General features: G+C 55.2%; 17 protein-coding genes. 16 read left to right on the forward strand and 1 reads right to left on the reverse strand.

Translation table 11 applies throughout. The features are described 5' to 3' along the window. Positions 1 to 94 precede the first annotated feature (94 nt). A complete protein-coding gene (locus MK323_03145; protein MCH2481157.1) occupies positions 95 to 1360 on the reverse strand; it encodes a 6-phosphofructokinase in 1266 nt (421 codons plus the stop codon). A 320-nt stretch (positions 1361 to 1680) separates the two neighbouring features. Between MK323_03145 and MK323_03150 the strand changes: the two genes are divergently transcribed. From MK323_03150 to ybeY, 16 genes are all read left to right on the forward strand, one after another. Continuing rightward, positions 1681 to 2637, forward strand: a complete 957-nt coding sequence (locus MK323_03150; GenBank protein MCH2481158.1) for an adenylate kinase — start codon at positions 1681 to 1683, stop codon at positions 2635 to 2637. A gap of 6 nt (positions 2638 to 2643) precedes the next feature. Continuing rightward, on the forward strand, positions 2644 to 3639 hold the full coding sequence (gene hemB / locus MK323_03155) for a porphobilinogen synthase (protein MCH2481159.1): 996 nt from the start codon (positions 2644 to 2646) through the stop codon (positions 3637 to 3639). A 58-nt stretch (positions 3640 to 3697) separates the two neighbouring features. Beyond that, complete coding sequence (ubiE, locus tag MK323_03160; protein MCH2481160.1) at positions 3698 to 4459, forward strand: bifunctional demethylmenaquinone methyltransferase/2-methoxy-6-polyprenyl-1,4-benzoquinol methylase UbiE; 762 nt, start codon at positions 3698 to 3700, stop codon at positions 4457 to 4459. A gap of 19 nt (positions 4460 to 4478) precedes the next feature. Then, entirely contained in the window at positions 4479 to 5096 is a 618-nt protein-coding gene (locus MK323_03165) for a hypothetical protein (GenBank protein ID MCH2481161.1), read from the forward strand. After that, positions 5096 to 6763 carry a ubiquinone biosynthesis regulatory protein kinase UbiB gene (ubiB, locus tag MK323_03170; protein MCH2481162.1) on the forward strand — a complete coding sequence of 556 codons (1668 nt, stop codon included), beginning with the start codon at positions 5096 to 5098 and terminating at the stop codon, positions 6761 to 6763. The genes MK323_03165 and ubiB overlap by 1 nt, the downstream gene beginning before the upstream one ends. Positions 6764 to 6967: 204 nt before the next feature. Beyond that, positions 6968 to 7480, forward strand: a complete 513-nt coding sequence (locus MK323_03175) for a Fe-S cluster assembly transcription factor (GenBank protein ID MCH2481163.1) — start codon at positions 6968 to 6970, stop codon at positions 7478 to 7480. 70 nt (positions 7481 to 7550) lie between these two features. Continuing rightward, complete coding sequence (gene sufB, locus MK323_03180; GenBank protein ID MCH2481164.1) at positions 7551 to 8999, forward strand: Fe-S cluster assembly protein SufB; 1449 nt, start codon at positions 7551 to 7553, stop codon at positions 8997 to 8999. Positions 9000 to 9046: 47 nt separating this feature from the next. Then, positions 9047 to 9817, forward strand: coding sequence for a Fe-S cluster assembly ATPase SufC (sufC, locus tag MK323_03185; GenBank protein MCH2481165.1), 771 nt, complete (start codon positions 9047 to 9049; stop codon positions 9815 to 9817). Positions 9818 to 9821: 4 nt separating this feature from the next. Further along, complete coding sequence (gene sufD, locus MK323_03190) at positions 9822 to 11153, forward strand: Fe-S cluster assembly protein SufD (protein ID MCH2481166.1); 1332 nt, start codon at positions 9822 to 9824, stop codon at positions 11151 to 11153. Then, the gene (locus MK323_03195) at positions 11150 to 12409 is read left to right on the forward strand and encodes a cysteine desulfurase (protein MCH2481167.1); all 1260 of its coding nucleotides are present in this window, start codon (positions 11150 to 11152) and stop codon (positions 12407 to 12409) included. The genes sufD and MK323_03195 overlap by 4 nt, the downstream gene beginning before the upstream one ends. Further along, complete coding sequence (locus tag MK323_03200; GenBank protein ID MCH2481168.1) at positions 12406 to 12855, forward strand: SUF system NifU family Fe-S cluster assembly protein; 450 nt, start codon at positions 12406 to 12408, stop codon at positions 12853 to 12855. The genes MK323_03195 and MK323_03200 overlap by 4 nt, the downstream gene beginning before the upstream one ends. Positions 12856 to 12875: 20 nt before the next feature. Further along, positions 12876 to 13505, forward strand: a complete 630-nt coding sequence (locus MK323_03205) for an iron-sulfur cluster assembly protein (GenBank protein MCH2481169.1) — start codon at positions 12876 to 12878, stop codon at positions 13503 to 13505. Positions 13506 to 13511: 6 nt separating this feature from the next. Continuing rightward, positions 13512 to 13832, forward strand: a complete 321-nt coding sequence (locus MK323_03210; protein ID MCH2481170.1) for a non-heme iron oxygenase ferredoxin subunit — start codon at positions 13512 to 13514, stop codon at positions 13830 to 13832. Between the two features lie 40 nt (positions 13833 to 13872). After that, entirely contained in the window at positions 13873 to 15258 is a 1386-nt protein-coding gene (gene miaB / locus MK323_03215; protein ID MCH2481171.1) for a tRNA (N6-isopentenyl adenosine(37)-C2)-methylthiotransferase MiaB, read from the forward strand. Continuing rightward, positions 15255 to 16229, forward strand: coding sequence for a PhoH family protein (locus MK323_03220; GenBank protein ID MCH2481172.1), 975 nt, complete (start codon positions 15255 to 15257; stop codon positions 16227 to 16229). Before miaB ends, MK323_03220 begins: the two co-directional genes overlap by 4 nt. Next, on the forward strand, positions 16229 to 16687 hold the full coding sequence (gene ybeY, locus MK323_03225; GenBank protein ID MCH2481173.1) for an rRNA maturation RNase YbeY: 459 nt from the start codon (positions 16229 to 16231) through the stop codon (positions 16685 to 16687). Before MK323_03220 ends, ybeY begins: the two co-directional genes overlap by 1 nt. Positions 16688 to 16695: the final 8 nt, after the last annotated feature.

Below are 16695 nucleotides of genomic sequence, written 5' to 3' on the forward strand. Positions count from 1 at the left end.
GGAGAACATAGTCTAGCTGGGGTGGCTGGCAAGTCCACCAGGACCCTCGGCAGCGCTGGAGTACAGTAATGTCATCTAGATGCTAGCGGTCCAATCAGAGGTTGAAAGTTTTTGCCAGTTTTCTTTTTACCGGTGTGTTCTTCAATCGCGCATACTGCGGTAAGCCTTGATGGTACGGTGGATAGTCTTCCCCGGTGATCAGCGGCATCAGGTACTGTCGACATCTGGCTGTAATGCCATAGCCGTCGCGACTGATAAAACTGCGGGGCATCAATTTTTCCCGGTTTGCGACCCGGTTTAGGTCCGCCTCGCCAATCGTCCAGCGATAGGGAGAGTCTGACAACCGCACTATAGCTGGCATAACGGCGTTCTTGCCAGCTAGAGCAAATTCAACCGCCGCCCGGCCAGTGGCATAGGCCTGGTCGACGTCGGTTTTGGATGCGATGTGACGGGCAGCACGCTGAAGATAGTCGGCAACTGCCCAGTGGTACTTCAGTCCGAGGTCATCGCGAATCATTCCGGCGACGACTGGCGCCACACCACCAAGTTGCGTGTGGCCAAATGCATCTTTAAGGCCCTGGTCGGCCAGGAATCGGCCACTCGCTTCGCGCGCGCCTTCCGAGACAACGATAGAACAGTATCCAAAACGCTTAATCTTGCGGGTGACCGCAGCAGCAAAGCGTTTGCGTTCAAAAGGGATTTCCGGAAACAAGATGAGTATCGGAATTTCGGTTTTTCGGTCCGACGCCATCCCACCCGCTGCGGCAATCCAACCAGCGTGCCGACCCATGACCTCAACGATGAAAACTTTGGTTGACGTTTTGGCCATGGAGGCCACGTCAAAACTGGCTTCTCGTGTGGAGACGGCGATGTACTTGGCCACAGACCCGAATCCTGGACAATTGTCGGTAATCGGCAGGTCGTTATCCACGGTCTTGGGAATGTGGATGGCCTGTATCGGATAGCCTTTTGTTCTGGCTAGTTGTGAGACCTTAAGGCAGGTATCGGCAGAATCCCCTCCACCGTTGTAGAAGAAATAACCGATGTTGTGCGCCTTGAAGACCTCGATGAGCCGTTCATATTCGGCTGCGCTCTCAGCGAGGCTCTTGAGTTTGTAGCGACAGGAACCGAATGCGCCAGCGGGGGTATGGCGCAGTGCTGTGATCGTGGTCTTCGATTCACGGCTGGTGTCAATGAGGTCCTCGTTCAAAGCGCCGATGATACCGTTGCGACCGGCATAGACCTTACCGATCTGTTGTCGATTGCTCCGTGCGGTTTCTATTACACCACAGGCTGAAGCGTTGATTACAGCTGTGACACCGCCGGACTGTGCATAAAACGCGTTTCTGCCTTGGGCCATGGTCTCTCTTCCTTAAATAAATTAATCGGGGTATCAAGTACGACCGCCGAAAATCAAGTATAGCCATACACGTAATGTTGCCGTGCTGGCAATCGGTTTTCACCCTGCTGGAACGCAATCTGATCGCCGGCCCACGCTAGGCATTCAACATTATATTGTCAGCGCCAGCCATTGCAGGCTGCGGATACATTGACAGATGGAGAAACGGAACTATAGTAGGCGCCCCGATTTTTCGTCGCGGGGAGAGATCGGGTAGTAGGGATAGCTGAGTTTTCGGCTTGTGTTCGCCGATGAAACACCGGTAAAACAAGGACCCTAGAATGAGAATAGTGCTGTTGGGTGTGCCGGGTTCCGGAAAGGGAACCCAAGCTAAATTGATGGCTGAAAAATACCGAGTGCCACAGATCTCCAGTGGAGAGCTTCTTCGGCAGGCGGTGACAGAGAAAACCGAACTGGGTAAACGGGTCGAATCGATCATAGCGTCGGGCGAACTGGTATCGGACGGCATTGTAATCGACGCGGTAACGGAACGGCTTCGCAGCAACGAAAGCAAACGAGGGTTTGTTCTGGATGGCTTTCCCCGCACGATACCCCAGGCCCAGCAGCTTGATACACGCTTGGGCTGGATGAACCGGCCGCTACAGTTAGTCTTGTATTTTTCGCTCAGCCCAGCGGTGGTTAAAAAGCGAACCCTTGGGCGCCTGGAGTGCGCGGAATGCGGTGCATCATACAACCGATATTTCTCGCCGCCAGCCAAACGCGGAATCTGTGATCACTGTGGTTCGAAAGCGCTTGCTCAACGACCGGATGATAATCAGCGGGCGGTGCGCGCACGCTTGGACGCTTACGAGCAGGATACTGCGCCGCTGATCACCTATTTCAAGGCCCAGCATAAATTGCGTACTGTCGAGGGAGAGGGCGAAATACAGGATATTTTTGAACGTATATGCGAGATCGTAGACACCGAGATTCGACCTCTGGAGACGAAAGTCATCGCGACAGAATCCGGTCGTGAGTGTCGATCCGATGTTGTAACGTTGATCAGCGGTGGCACGGTGGTTCGTAAAGACAGCCGCGCTGACGATGATAAAGCTGTTGGTCAGGCGAAGCGTCGCTTATCCGTTGTGGCCTCTAAGAAAGTGGTCAAGAAAAAAGCGGTCAAGAAAAAGGCCGGCAAGCAGAAGGTGGTCAAGAAAAAAGTGACCAAAAGAAAGGTCGTCAAGAAAAAAGTCATGGTGCGGAAATCTGCAGCTAAAAAACGCACACGCAAGCGCTGACAAGCCATGAACCAATACCCCAACGTTCGAATGCGACGTAACAGGCGGGATGCTTTCAACCGGAAACTGGTGCGTGAAGTCACTTTGAGCTGTGACGACCTGATTCAGCCCCTTTTTGTGTGCGAGGGGCAGAATTACCGTGAAGCGATTCCGACTATGCCGGGTATTGAGCGCTTGAGCTTGGATCTGATTCTCAACAAAGCTGAGAATCTGGTTACATTGGGAATTCCGGCTGTCGCACTGTTCCCGGTCATACGAGCAGAAGCCAAAACGCCCGATGCTGAAGAATCTTTTAACCCAGATGGACTCATTCCCTGCGTCGTGCGTGCGTTGCGTGAACACTTGCCCGAGCTGGGCGTGATTACCGATGTAGCGCTTGATCCTTACACCAGTCATGGACAGGACGGACTGCTGGACGACAGTGGCTACGTCGTCAACGACGCGACTGTAGAAGTGCTTGTTCGGCAGGCACTGTCTCACGCTGAGGCTGGCGCACAGATTGTGGCGCCGTCTGACATGATGGATGGCCGAATCGGGGCGATACGAGAGGCCTTTGAAGGACAGGGCTATGTGAATACACGGATTCTTGCTTATTCAGCCAAGTACGCCTCAGCTTTTTATGGGCCTTTTCGTGATGCCGTGGGATCTGCAGCAAACCTTGGTGGTGGTGATAAATACAGCTATCAGGTCGATCCTGGAAATTCGGACGAGGCTGTTCGGGAAGTCGAGCTGGATCTCGCCGAGGGTGCTGATATGGTCATGGTAAAACCCGGAATGCCCTATTTAGACATTGTCTTCAGGGTGAAACACGAACTCGGTGTGCCCACATTCGTGTACCAGGTCAGCGGGGAGTACGCGATGTTGTGTGCAGCAGCTCAGAACGGTTGGCTGATGCGCCGCGCAGTTGTCAGCGAAGCCTTGCTGGGCTTTAAGCGCGCTGGCGCTGATGCCATTCTGACCTATTTTGCTGAAGAGGTAGCCGGCTGGCTTCAAGCAGACTAGACGATCACCGTTGGTAAAGGGTGTATCGTCTCCTGCCGCCAACAGGAGCGCACCGACCATGGGAACGCAAGGTACCAACCCCCAGGTAGCACACTTCGGTTTCCGTCAGGTGGACGAAGATGAGAAAGATACGCTGGTTGCGAGTGTCTTTCGTTCCGTAGCGGGTCAATACGATTTAATGAACGACCTGATGTCCCTGGGTGGTCACCGCTTGTGGAAAGATTTCGTGATCAGCAGGAGTGGTGTACGAGCCGGTCACAAAGTTCTTGATGTGGCCACCGGCACAGCTGATCTCGTTCGCCGATTTGCAGAGCGTGTCGGCCCCGACGGTCGGGTTATTGGTGTGGATATCAATGCCGAGATGCTTGCGGTTGGTCGATCGCGACTTGTAGACGCCGGTATGGTACAAGGTGTCGAACTACTGATTGCAAACGCTGAACAACTGCCTTTCATTGAACATCGATTTGACTGTGTGAGCATCGCCTTTGGGCTGAGAAATGTGACGCGTATCCCGACTGCACTCCAAGCCATGACCAGGATGCTTCGGCCAGGCGGCCGCATGCTGGTGCTTGAGTTTTCGCAGCCGCGAGACGGACCTTTTGCCCGCTGGTACGACCACTATTCGTTCAAGCTGATTCCCACTCTGGGCAGGGTAGTCGCCGGTGATGAAGACAGTTATCGCTATCTCGTCGAATCTATCCGCCGTCACCCTGATCAGGAAACACTGAAAGAGATGATGCTCTCAGCCGGACTTGAAGACGTGTCGTATCACAACTTGAGCGGTGGCGTGGTGGCACTGCATGTTGGGTTTCGATACTGAGGGTTAGTTCTGATCGCTTATGGAATTCCGACAGATCATAGCGTCGGTTCTTGAACGTGCCCTGAACGCGACGCTGGCGATGGATCCTGCGTCTGTGCAGCTGTTGGCTAAGTTGGACGGTAGGGTCATTGCAATGAACATCGAATCGATCGATGGAAGTTTCTACCTTCTGCCCCATCGCGAACGGGTGACGATTGAGATCAATCACGATCAAAACCCCGACATTGTCATCAAGGGTGGGTTACTCGCGTATGTGCGAAGTGCGACCGCCAGCGTCAGGGGATCGGCTAACCCTGACCAGCTGTTGGAGATCAGCGGTGACGCTCATTCGGTTGCGGTACTGCGAGATTTTCTCAGATCACTGCAGCCAGATTTCGAAGAACAATTGTCGTCACTGATCGGCGACATGCCGGCCCGCCAGGCCGGTAATCAGATTCGATCCTTCGCCGAATGGGCCGAGCAGGTCGGTCAGTCGATCGCTGTCAATACGGGCGAGTATCTCACTGAAGAGAAGCAGCTTCTTGTAGCGAGACCAAGAATCGATCGGTTCCTCATTGCGGTAGATCAACTGCGAAATGACACCGAGCGGTTGGCAAGCCGACTGGGTACGTTGGAAAAGGTTGATCGTAAAAGCTGATGATGGTTGGCGCCAGGCAGACACTCCGGTTATTTCGTATCGTCCAGATTCTGGTCAGGCACGGGCTGGATGAGTTCATCACGGTCTTGCACCTGTTCCGGCCGTATCGGGCTTTGCTTTACGTTTTCCCCGGTTTTTGGTTCCGGAAACTGGAAAAACCGCGTGGCCAGAGGCTGCGGGAGGCGCTGGAAGAGCTCGGTCCGATCTTCGTGAAGTTCGGGCAGCTATTGTCGACACGACCTGACCTGATTCCGGAAGATATCGCCAGTGAATTAACCCGGCTCCAGGACCGTGTCGAACCTTTCCCCGGTCAGAAAGCGCGTGCTGTCATTGAATCGGCCTACGGCGTAGCGGTGGAAGCACATCTGGCTGAATTCGAGGATCAGCCTATGGCCTCGGCTTCAGTGGCCCAGGTACACAGGGCGAGGCTTCTTGACGGGACCAAAGTGGTGGTCAAGGTATTGCGCCCCGGGATAGAGGCTGCGATAAACAAAGACCTCGCCGTGCTTCATGCCCTGGCGCATATGGCCGACAGACACTGGTCAGAAGCGAAACGGCTGCGCCCGGTGGAAATCGTCGAAGACTACGATAAGACGATTCATGACGAACTTGACCTGATGCGGGAAGCAGCCAACGCAGCCCAGTTGCGTCACAATTTTCTGGACTCCGACCTGATCTACGTGCCGCAAGTCCACTGGGAGCACTGCCGGCGTGACGTCATGGTCATGGAACAGATCGATGGCATACCCATACGCGATGTCGACGCGATAAAAAAAGCGGGTGTGGATATGAAGCAACTGGCACACAATGGCGTAGAAATATTTTTTACACAGGCATTTCGTGATGGGTTTTTCCACGCTGACATGCATCCGGGTAACATTTTTGTCGGCCCCGATGGTCAATATCGGGCGGTTGACTTCGGTATCATGGGAACATTGAGCGAACTGGACAAGCGATACCTGGCCGAAAATCTACTCGGCTTTTTCAATCGTGACTACCGAGCTGTTGCTCAAGCACACCTGCGGGCGGGGTGGGTACCGGCGGATACCCGAGTTGATGAATTTGAGTCAGCGGTTCGTACCGTCTGTGAACCGATCTTTGCCAAACCGATCAGCGAAATATCGTTTGGTCGACTGGTGATCCGGCTTTTCCAGGTGGCGCGGCGGTTCAATATGCCGGTGCAACCGCAGTTGGTCCTATTACAGAAAACCCTGTTGAACATCGAAGGTTTGGGTCGTCAGCTTTATCCCGAACTCGATCTGTGGGAAACGGCCAAACCGTTCCTCGAACGTTGGAAGCGTGAGCAGATCGGGCCACAGGCGATTTTACGTGCCGTTCGACAGGAACTCCCGCAAATCGCAGCGCTACTGCCACGGCTACCGGGTCTGACACACGATTTGTTGCAGCGCCTTCAAGATGATGAATTGCATTCGCAGACCCGAACCCGGGAGATTGAGGCGCTTAATCGTCAGATTGACCGCAGTGAGCGGCGGCTGACAGGCGCCCTGCTGGGCAGTGCAGTCGGGCTGTCCGGTGTGCTCGTACTGCTGTTCGGCAGTGAGGCGCTGGGATCGGTGGCGGCAGCCCAGGGGTTGGGCACGGCCTTGTGCGCATTTGGCATCATGGCAGGACTTTACAGCTGGTTGGCGACGGCTCGGCGACCGTAAAGCGTCGGCTGAGCACAAAAAGCTAATTAACCTACAAGCACACTTGGTTTTTAGTGCCTAAATCCTTATAATGATACTTGGTTAATCTGGCGATGCATTAAGCCAATGGGGTGAGCTCAAGAGCGAAAACTCGCGAGTGGCCCTCTCGTCCGGCGACTGAGTTTGCGGCGCTTTGGACTCTATTTTAGACATAGGGGGATAAATATGCGATTAACAACCAAGGGCCGCTATGCGGTGACTGCAATGCTTGACCTGGCGCTGAATCAGGGTAAGGGTGCTGTGACACTCCAGGATATCGCGTTGAAACAGGAAATTTCACTGTCGTATCTCGAACAGTTATTTGCCAAATTACGCCGCGACGGTCTGGTCAAGGGCACGCGGGGCCCCGGTGGGGGGTACCGGCTAGCACAGGGTGCTGAAGCCATCTCAGTCGCTGCAATCATCAGCGCGGTTGATGAAAAAGCTGATATGACCCGATGTGGCGGTGAGGCAAACTGCCAGGATGGAAAAAAGTGCCTTACGCATGAACTCTGGGCCGATCTCAGCCGAGAGATTTACAAGTTTCTAGACGGAATCAGTTTGGCTGATCTGGTGAACAGACCCGAAGTGCAGGAGGTGGCAGAGCGCCAGGATATTACGCATCAGAGCCACGCCAGTGGCTTGCAGTCCATCGTCGTTGGACCTGATCAATTGACGGGAACGACTGACAGGTACTAATCCCCGCACACAATAAACAGATGGTTCTCAGCAACCGCTGTTTTTGTTCCAGATTATAGAGGCGACCAAAATGAGTTCATCCGTAGCACAAATTAGTGACCTGATCGGTCGTGAGTACAAGGAAGGGTTCGTCACCGAGATCGAGGCGGACACGTTTCCGCCCGGTCTTGATGAAGGCGTTATCCGTGCGCTGTCGGCCAAGAAGAACGAACCGGATTTTATGCTCGACTGGCGACTGGATGCATATCGCGGTTGGCAGGATATGGACAAACCCACCTGGGCCCATGTCGATTACGCACCGATCGACTTTCAAGCGATCAGTTACTACTCGGCACCGCGCAGCGTGGGGGACGGCCCCCAAAGCCTCGATGAGGTTGATCCAAAACTCCTAGAGACGTACGACAAGCTGGGTATTCCGCTGCAAGAACAGAAATTCCTCGCGGGCGTCGCAGTCGATGCGGTTTTTGACAGCGTGTCAGTCGCGACAACATTCAAAAGCAAACTCGCCGAAGTCGGGGTGATCTTCTGTCCGTTTTCAGAGGCTGTGCAGGAGCACCCGGAACTGGTGCGCCGGTATCTGGGTGCGGTTGTGCCAGCGGGAGATAACTTCTACGCCGCCCTCAACGCGGCCGTATTCAGCGACGGCTCATTCGTTTACATCCCCAAGGGTGTACGTTGCCCAATGGAACTGTCGACGTATTTTCGGATTAACGCGCTAAATACCGGGCAGTTTGAGCGAACTTTGATTGTTGCCGATGAAGACAGTTATGTCAGTTACCTGGAAGGGTGTACAGCGCCAATGCGTGATGAAAATCAGCTGCATGCGGCGGTAGTCGAACTGGTGGCAATGAAAGGTGCTCAGATCAAGTATGCGACCGTTCAGAACTGGTATCCAGGCGATGAAGAAGGCCGTGGCGGTATCTACAACTTTGTCACTAAACGAGGGGCCTGTAGAGGTGACGATGCCAAAATTTCTTGGACTCAGGTGGAAACCGGATCAGCAATTACCTGGAAGTATCCCAGCGTCTTGCTTGAGGGCGATCGGTCGGTCGGAGAATTCTATTCAGTGGCACTGACCAACAACTGCCAGCAGGCGGATACAGGAACCAAGATGATCCACATCGGCAAGGACACCAGCAGCACCATCATCTCCAAGGGTATTTCAGCGGGTCGCGGCCAGAACGCTTATCGCGGCCTGGTCAAGATACTCAAGGGTGCTGAAAATGCGCGCAACTACTCCCAGTGTGATTCCCTGCTGATGGGGGACCGCTGCGGTGCACATACCTTTCCCTACGTGGAAGTGAAAAATCCAACCGCGATCGTCGAACACGAAGCAACCACCTCAAAGATTGGTGAAGACCAACTGTTTTATTGCCGTCAGCGGGGGCTGTCGGAGGAGGACGCTGTTTCGATGATCGTCAATGGTTTCTGCAAGGAAGTATTCAAGGAACTGCCAATGGAGTTTGCGGTAGAGGCGCAGGCGCTGCTGGGCGTCAGTCTGGAGGGTGCGGTCGGTTGATCCCGAAGGCACAGTGGAATGGACAATAGAACGTGGGGGAAACATAAATGCTGAGTGTCAGAGACCTTAACGTCACGGTAGACGGCCGGTCAATTTTGAACGGCGTCAATCTTCAGGTGAACGCCGGTGAAGTGCATGCAATCATGGGCCCCAATGGCTCGGGCAAGAGCACTCTGGCGAACGTGATCGCCGGACGTGACGGTTACGAGGTCACTTCGGGTTCGGTACTTTACGATGGCAAGGACCTGCTGGGACTGGTGCCGGAGGAACGGGCCCGCCAGGGAATTTTTCTTGCCTTCCAGTACCCCGTGGAAATTCCTGGCGTCAGCAATGTCTACATGCTCAAGGCTGCGGTCAACGCGATTCGCAAGCACCGGGGCGAAGACGAACTCGATGCGATAGATTTTCTGAAAATGGTGCGGCAGAAACTGAAACTGGTTGAAATGAAAGAAGAGCTTCTGCACCGCCCGGTCAACGAAGGGTTTTCAGGTGGAGAGAAAAAACGCAACGAGATCTTCCAGATGGCCGTGCTGGAACCGCGGTTAGCCATGCTGGACGAGACAGATTCGGGATTGGATATTGATGCGTTGAAGGTTGTTGCCTCGGGTGTGAACAGCCTGCGTAGCAAGGACCGGGCAATCATTATCGTCACGCACTATCAGCGGTTGCTCGACTACATTGTGCCGGACCAGGTACATGTGCTGGCAGGCGGCAGGATACTGAAGTCGGGCGGCAAAGAACTTGCCTTGGAACTGGAAGAAAACGGGTACGGCTGGGTCGAACAGGCGGGCTCGCCTGCCGCAGCATTGGCGGTCTGACTGGATGGATCAAGTCGCCTCGAATGTCGCTGACTATGTTGCTGCTCAGCAAGCTGCTGCCCTCCCGGCTGCAGGCACTGCCTGGCTGGATACCAGTCGCGATCAAGCGCGGACAACACTGGCGGCGGTCGGTCTGCCGAGCACGCGGCAGGAGGACTGGAAGTACACTAACATTAAGTCCATCACTCGGTCTTTGTTCAGCCCCGTCTCACAGCCTTCCCGCTGGAATGATCAAGACTTCGTCGCCGATGCACAGGTGCCCGGTCTTGACAGCCACCGACTGGTCTTTGCGGACGGTATTCTGGTACCAGAACTGTCGCAATGTGACGGTCTTCCGGCTGGGGTGACCGTCGCCGGTATGGCGGACATTCTGCAGCGGGATGCCAAACGGGCTGAAGAGAACCTCGGCTCGACACTGCCCGGCTTACCCCACGGCTTTACGGCGATGAATTCTTCCTTCATCCCGGATGGCGCTTTCGTGGAGATCGGTCCCGGAATTGTGCTGGAAAAACCGATCGAACTGCTGTTTGTGTCTGCGTGCGAGGGTGAAGGGCGCTTAGGGCTTCCGCGCAACCTGATTGTGTGCCGGTCCGGTAGTCGTGCAAGCGTGATAGAGCGTTACCTGTCTGCGGTTGAAGCACGCTCACTGACCAATGCGGTCAGCGAAGTGATCCTGGATGACGGTGCCAGGCTCACACACCAGCGTATCGTCGATGAGAGTTCGCGTAGCTTCCACGTCGGTGGCCTTTTCACCAGGCTGAACCGCGACAGTCGGCTGACTGCCTGTTCGGTGACGCTGGGCGGGGCGCTGGTGCGAAACGACGTGCTGGTCAATCTGGACGCAACCGGTGCCGCGGTCGACCTGGTTGGCCTCTACCTGTCCCGTGGGCGCAGTCACGTCGACAACCATACGCACGTGATCCACAACTGTCCGGGTGGGACCAGCCGGGAATTCTACAAGGGTATCCTCTTTGACCGTTCGCGAGCCGTATTCCACGGCCGGATTACGGTTCAACCCGACGCCCAGCAGACCGACGCCGAACAGAGGAACCAGAACCTCCTGCTGTCCCGAGATGCCGAGATAGACACCAAGCCGCAGCTGGAAATCTATGCCGATGATGTCAAATGCGCTCATGGCGCGACCGTGGGCCAGCTTGATGAGACGGCAGTGTTCTACCTGCGTTCTCGCGGCGTCAGTGAGCGCCAGGCCCGCAGAATGCTGACATACGCGTTCGCCGGCGAAATCCTGGGCAGGATTGAGCCGAGCAATCTGCGAGCGTATCTCGACCAGCGCGTGAGCGAACTGTTCTCGAGCACGGGTCAGGCCACAATATGAAAAAATCGTCAGCCGCCCTCGACGAAGATATTCTTCCGCTTGACGTCGAGGCCGTGCGGAAGGATTTTCCAATTCTGCATCAGCGGGTCAACGGGCGACCGCTGGTTTACCTTGATAGCGGTGCCAGTTCGCAGAAGCCAGAGCAGGTCATCCACGCGCTTTCCGAATACGAGCGGCGTGATCATTCCAATGTCCATCGGGGTGTCCACACCCTCAGCCAGCGGGCGACCGAAGCCTATGAGGGCGCGCGGGAAAAAATCCGCTGTTTTGTCAATGCTGGATCGGTCAAGGAGATTGTGTTTACTCGCGGAACGACCGAGGCCATCAACCTAGTGGCCCAGAGTTATGGGCGTTCTCGGCTGGGGCCGGGCGACGAGGTGCTGATCACCGAGATGGAGCACCATGCCAATATCGTGCCCTGGCAGCTGATGTGCCAACAGACCGGTGCCGTGCTGAAGGTTGCACCGTTTGATGACAATGGCGAACTGATCATGGCCCGGTTCAGCGAACTGTTATCGGACCGTACACGACTCGTTGCCATGACACAGGTATCCAATGCATTGGGGACCATCAATCCGGTACAGCGCATGGTCCAGATGGCGCACGATGCCGGTGCGGTGGTGCTGATTGACGGTGCCCAGGCTGTACCCCACGGTCCAGTCGACGTGATCGAACTGGATTGTGATTTCTATGCGTTTTCGGGCCACAAACTTTACGGTCCCACCGGTATCGGGGTACTGTTTGGCAGAGAATCGTTGCTGGAGGCAATGCCGCCTTGGCAAGGTGGTGGCGACATGATCAAAACAGTGCGTTTCGAGGGCTCAACCTACAACGACCTGCCCTACAAGTTCGAAGCCGGTACCCCCCACATCGCGGGTGTCATCGGTCTTGGGGCAGCGATTGATTACGCCACAACGTTGGGTATGGACCGTATCGCGGCGCATGAGCGCCAACTGCTCGATTACGCAACCGACCAGGCGAGTGCTGAACCCGGCATGCGCATCTTCGGCAATGCGTGTGAGAAAGCCGCCATCCTGTCGTTTGAGCTGGACGGCATACACCCACACGATGTCGGCACGATTCTGGATCACGAAGGTGTGGCCGTTCGCACTGGACACCACTGTGCGATGCCCGTCATGGAACATTTCGGTGTGCCGGCCACCACCCGCGCGACGTTTGGCCCCTATAACACCGAGGCGGAAGTGGATTCGTTGTTTGCCGCCATTGGCAAAGCCAGGGAAATGTTCAGAACATGAACGATTTGCGCGATCTTTATCAGGAGGTCATTTTTGACCACAACCGCAGCCCGCGAAACTACGGTGAGCTGGCATCGGCCAATCGCCGGGCCGAAGGCTTCAACCCGTTATGCGGTGACCGGGTGGTGGTCTTTTTGCACCTAAGTGACGACGACGTGGTCGAGGACGTGCGCTTCGAGGGTCGTGGTTGTGCCATTTCGACCGCCTCGGCCTCCATCATGACCGAAACTGTGAAAGGCTTGACCATCGAAGAAGCGGATCGATACTTCGAGGCGTTCCACCGCATGGCCAAGGGTGAGGACTCGGATGATAGGCTTGAGCTGGACAAGCTGGAAGTGCTTGCCGGTGTGAGGGAATACCCAAGCCGGGTCAAATGCGCAACCCTGGCCTGGCACACCGTGCGTTCGGCACTGTACGACACCGGTGACATGGCCACGACCGAATAACACCAGGTAGGTAAAACGAAATGGATATCAGAAAGCATTACGACAGCTTTGTCAGCAAGTTCATGGCGGGTGACGGGCAAGCGGACGAAACAGGCGTGGAAGATCAGCATCCGGAACGCTCAGCCGCGAAATATCAGGGTGACTCGGTTACCGGCCCGACTGAAGAGCACGCTGCGCCGCAGGCCGGAGTCAGCAAAGCTGAGCAGGGCGCGGCGACTGAGACCCTCGGATCCGGCCCGGCCGGCACAGGATCTGTGCAGACCGCCCCGGACGTACTCGCAGAAGATTCAACGGACCCTGAAACAGATCCGGCGGATACTGGGCCCGAGGTTAGCGGGGGTGGAGATCCCGAACTGCGTGGAAAAGTGATCGACGCCTTTAAGGAAATCTATGACCCCGAGATTCCACTCAATATCTACGACCTGGGGCTCATATACCGAATCGAGATTGATCCGGACAACAACGCGGCGATCGATATGACCCTGACCTCGCCCAATTGCCCGGTCGCCGAGAGCCTGCCGATTGCAGTCGAGACTGCGGCCCGGTCCGTTGAGGGAATCTCCGATGTTCACCTCGAGCTTGTCTGGGACCCGGCCTGGGGCATGGATCGAATGGGTGAGGCCGCTCGCCTGGAACTTGGCTTTTTCTGACAATTCATGAGTGACTGGTTCGTCGTCGGGGCCTCTGGCGACCTGAAACCCGGGGAAGCGAAGGTCGTGGAGGTAGACGGAACGGATGTGGCCTTATTCAACCTCGACGGTGAGTACTATGCGATTGAAGATGTCTGCAGCCATGATGGTGCCGAGATTGCGTCAGGCTGTATTCTGGGCGACGTGATCGAGTGTCCACGCCACGGCGCGCGCTTCAGTATCCGTACCGGTGAGGTGCTGGCACCGCCGGCCTACGAACCGCTTCACGTTTTTCCGGTAGAGGTAAAAGAAGGTGTGATCAGCGTTCGTGATGATCGTTGGGGCTGAGCCAGTGGCAAACGCACGGCAGAACGATCGAGACCAGAAGATGACTACGAAGTTATATATCAAAACGTTCGGTTGCCAGATGAACGACTATGATTCACGACGAATCTCGGATCTGCTCGCTCAATCACACGGTATGGAAAAGACCGATGATGTCAATGCAGCCGATATCCTGTTGTTGAATACCTGTTCCGTGCGAGAGAAAGCACAGGAGAAAGTGTTCTCACAACTGGGCCGCTGGCGTGAATTGAAGGACAGCCGGCCACAACTGGTGATCGGCGTGGGGGGCTGTGTGGCCAGTCAGGAAGGTGACGCTATTCTCAATCGAGCACCCTATGTTGACCTGGTGTTTGGACCGCAGACCTACCATCGATTGCCGTCGATGTATGACGCGCTACTGTCGGAGCGACGAAGTCTTGTGGACATCAGTTTCCCCGAGATCGAGAAATTCGACAACCTGCCGCAACCTCGGGTCGATGGCTGCCGGGCCTTCGTCTCTGTCATGGAAGGCTGCAGTAAGTATTGTAGTTTCTGTGTTGTTCCCTACACGCGAGGAGAAGAATTCAGTCGACCGTTTGACGACGTGATCACAGAAATCTATGAACTCGCAGAACAAGGTGTTAAAGAGGTAACCCTGCTCGGACAGAACGTCAACGCTTATGCCGGCGCCCGGCACGGTGGCGGCAAGGTCGGTTTTGCGGAACTGGTCCGTTACAGCGTGGCGGTAGAAGGCATTGAGCGGCTACGGTACACCACCTCTCACCCGCTTGATTTTGATCAGGACCTGATTGATGTTTATGCCGATGTGCCCGAACTGGTCAGCCATCTTCACCTCCCGGTACAGAGCGGATCGGATAGGATACTCAGGCTGATGAAACGCGGTTACACCGTGGCAGATTACGAACAGATTATCAGGCAGGTGAAGTTACAACGCCCGGAGCTGGCGGTTTCAACTGACTTTATAGTTGGATTCCCCGGTGAAACCGACGACGATTTTGATCAGACCATGGCCTTGGTTGACCGTGTGGGATTCGACCAGTCGTACAGCTTTGTTTACAGTGCCAGGCCGGGCACACCGGCGGCAGTGTTGACGGACGAATTGTCGGCGGCGGTCAAACAGCAGCGGTTAACCCGCCTGCAGGAACGCATCCGGCAGTTTGCGAGTACGATCAGCCAGCAGATGATTGGCACCATTCAACGGGTGCTGGTCGACGGACCGTCAAGAAAAGATCCCCAACAGTTAAGTGGTCGCACCGACAACAATCGGGTGGTCAATTTCTTGGGTTCTTCGCAGTGTAAGAACCAGTTTGTTGATATCATGATCACCGAAGCCCTGCCGAATTCTCTGCGTGGCCAGAGGGTTGAGGACACTTCGGAAAATTCTGCTATTATGCGAACCGGTCAATCACGGGCAAGCAACGCCGCTTGAAGACGATAACAACTCCGGTCACTTTCCACCTCAATCCGGAAAGCAATCAGCGCCTCGCGGGCCTGTGTGGCGAATACAACTGCAACCTCAAACAGGTCGAGGAACGCCTCGGTGTGAAGATCTCTCACCGGGGGCATTTGTTCTGTATAGACGGTGGGCCTGACGCTGTTAAACAGGCCGAAACTGTGCTCCACGCACTGTACCGAGATACTGCGACCGATCCGGCATTGAGTACGGAAAAAGTCCACTTGGCAATCTCGCAGATTCCGTATGATGAAAATGCCGGTGAACCAGACTCCCAAGATGTCGTGATTCGTGTTCGCAAGACCATAATCCAGGGCAAGAATCCGAACCAGCGATCCTACCTGCGTAACATCATGACCCATGACCTCACCTTTTGTATTGGGCCAGCTGGTACCGGCAAGACATACCTGGCCGTCGCCTGCGCTGTGCAGGCCCTGGCAAATAACGAGGTAGACAGGATTCTTTTGGTGCGACCCGCGGTTGAGGCTGGTGAGCGGCTTGGTTTTTTGCCTGGTGATATCGGTCAGAAAGTGGAGCCGTACCTCAGACCTCTTTATGACGCAATGTACGAAATGCTGGGGTTTGAGCGCGTCGGCAAACTCATGGATCGAGGAATTATTGAGTTGGCACCGCTGGCTTACATGCGTGGCCGGACGCTGAATGAATCGTTCATCATTCTTGACGAGGCTCAGAATACGACGAGCGAGCAAATGAAAATGTTTCTCACACGGATTGGCTTTGGTTCCAAAAGCGTAATCACGGGGGATGTGACACAAGTGGATCTACCGAAGGAAACTCGATCAGGGCTTCGTCATGCCAGTGGACTACTGGCTTATGTAGACGGCATCGCGGTGTCCCGATTCACATCCCGGGATGTAGTCAGACACCCTTTGGTCCAGAAAATCGTGGAAGCCTACGAAGTCGACGAGGGAGAAAGACCAAAGTAGTGAACAACGCGATCGAAGTCCAGCTGGGTCATGACGACAAGTTCGTGCCAGATGGGCCCAGAATAACAGCCTGGGTTGATTCCGCTCTGAAGTCTGTACAAAAAAGGGCTGTTGCGATCACGGTGCGCGTTGTTACACGAGATGAAATGCAGAATCTTAACGTCCGTTTCCGGGGCCAGAACTCCGCCACCAACGTACTTTCCTTTCCCTCGGACAACCTTGGATCCCAGCGTCGGGGTGTCAGTGGTGACATCGCAGTTTGTTCAGTAGTTGTTCAAACCGAGGCACAAGAACAGAACAAAGCCGCGGATGCACACTGGGCCCATATGATTATCCACGGCGTACTACATCTGTGTGGTTATGACCATACAACCGATGCCGCGGCCACTGACATGGAATCCATTGAAGTGTTGATCCTTCGTCAGCTGGGGTTTCCAGATCCCTACAACTTGCACTAAGTGGCAGG

The sequence above is a fragment of the Gammaproteobacteria bacterium genome, assembly GCA_022450155.1.
Classification (GTDB): Bacteria; Pseudomonadota; Gammaproteobacteria; order Arenicellales; family UBA868; genus REDSEA-S09-B13.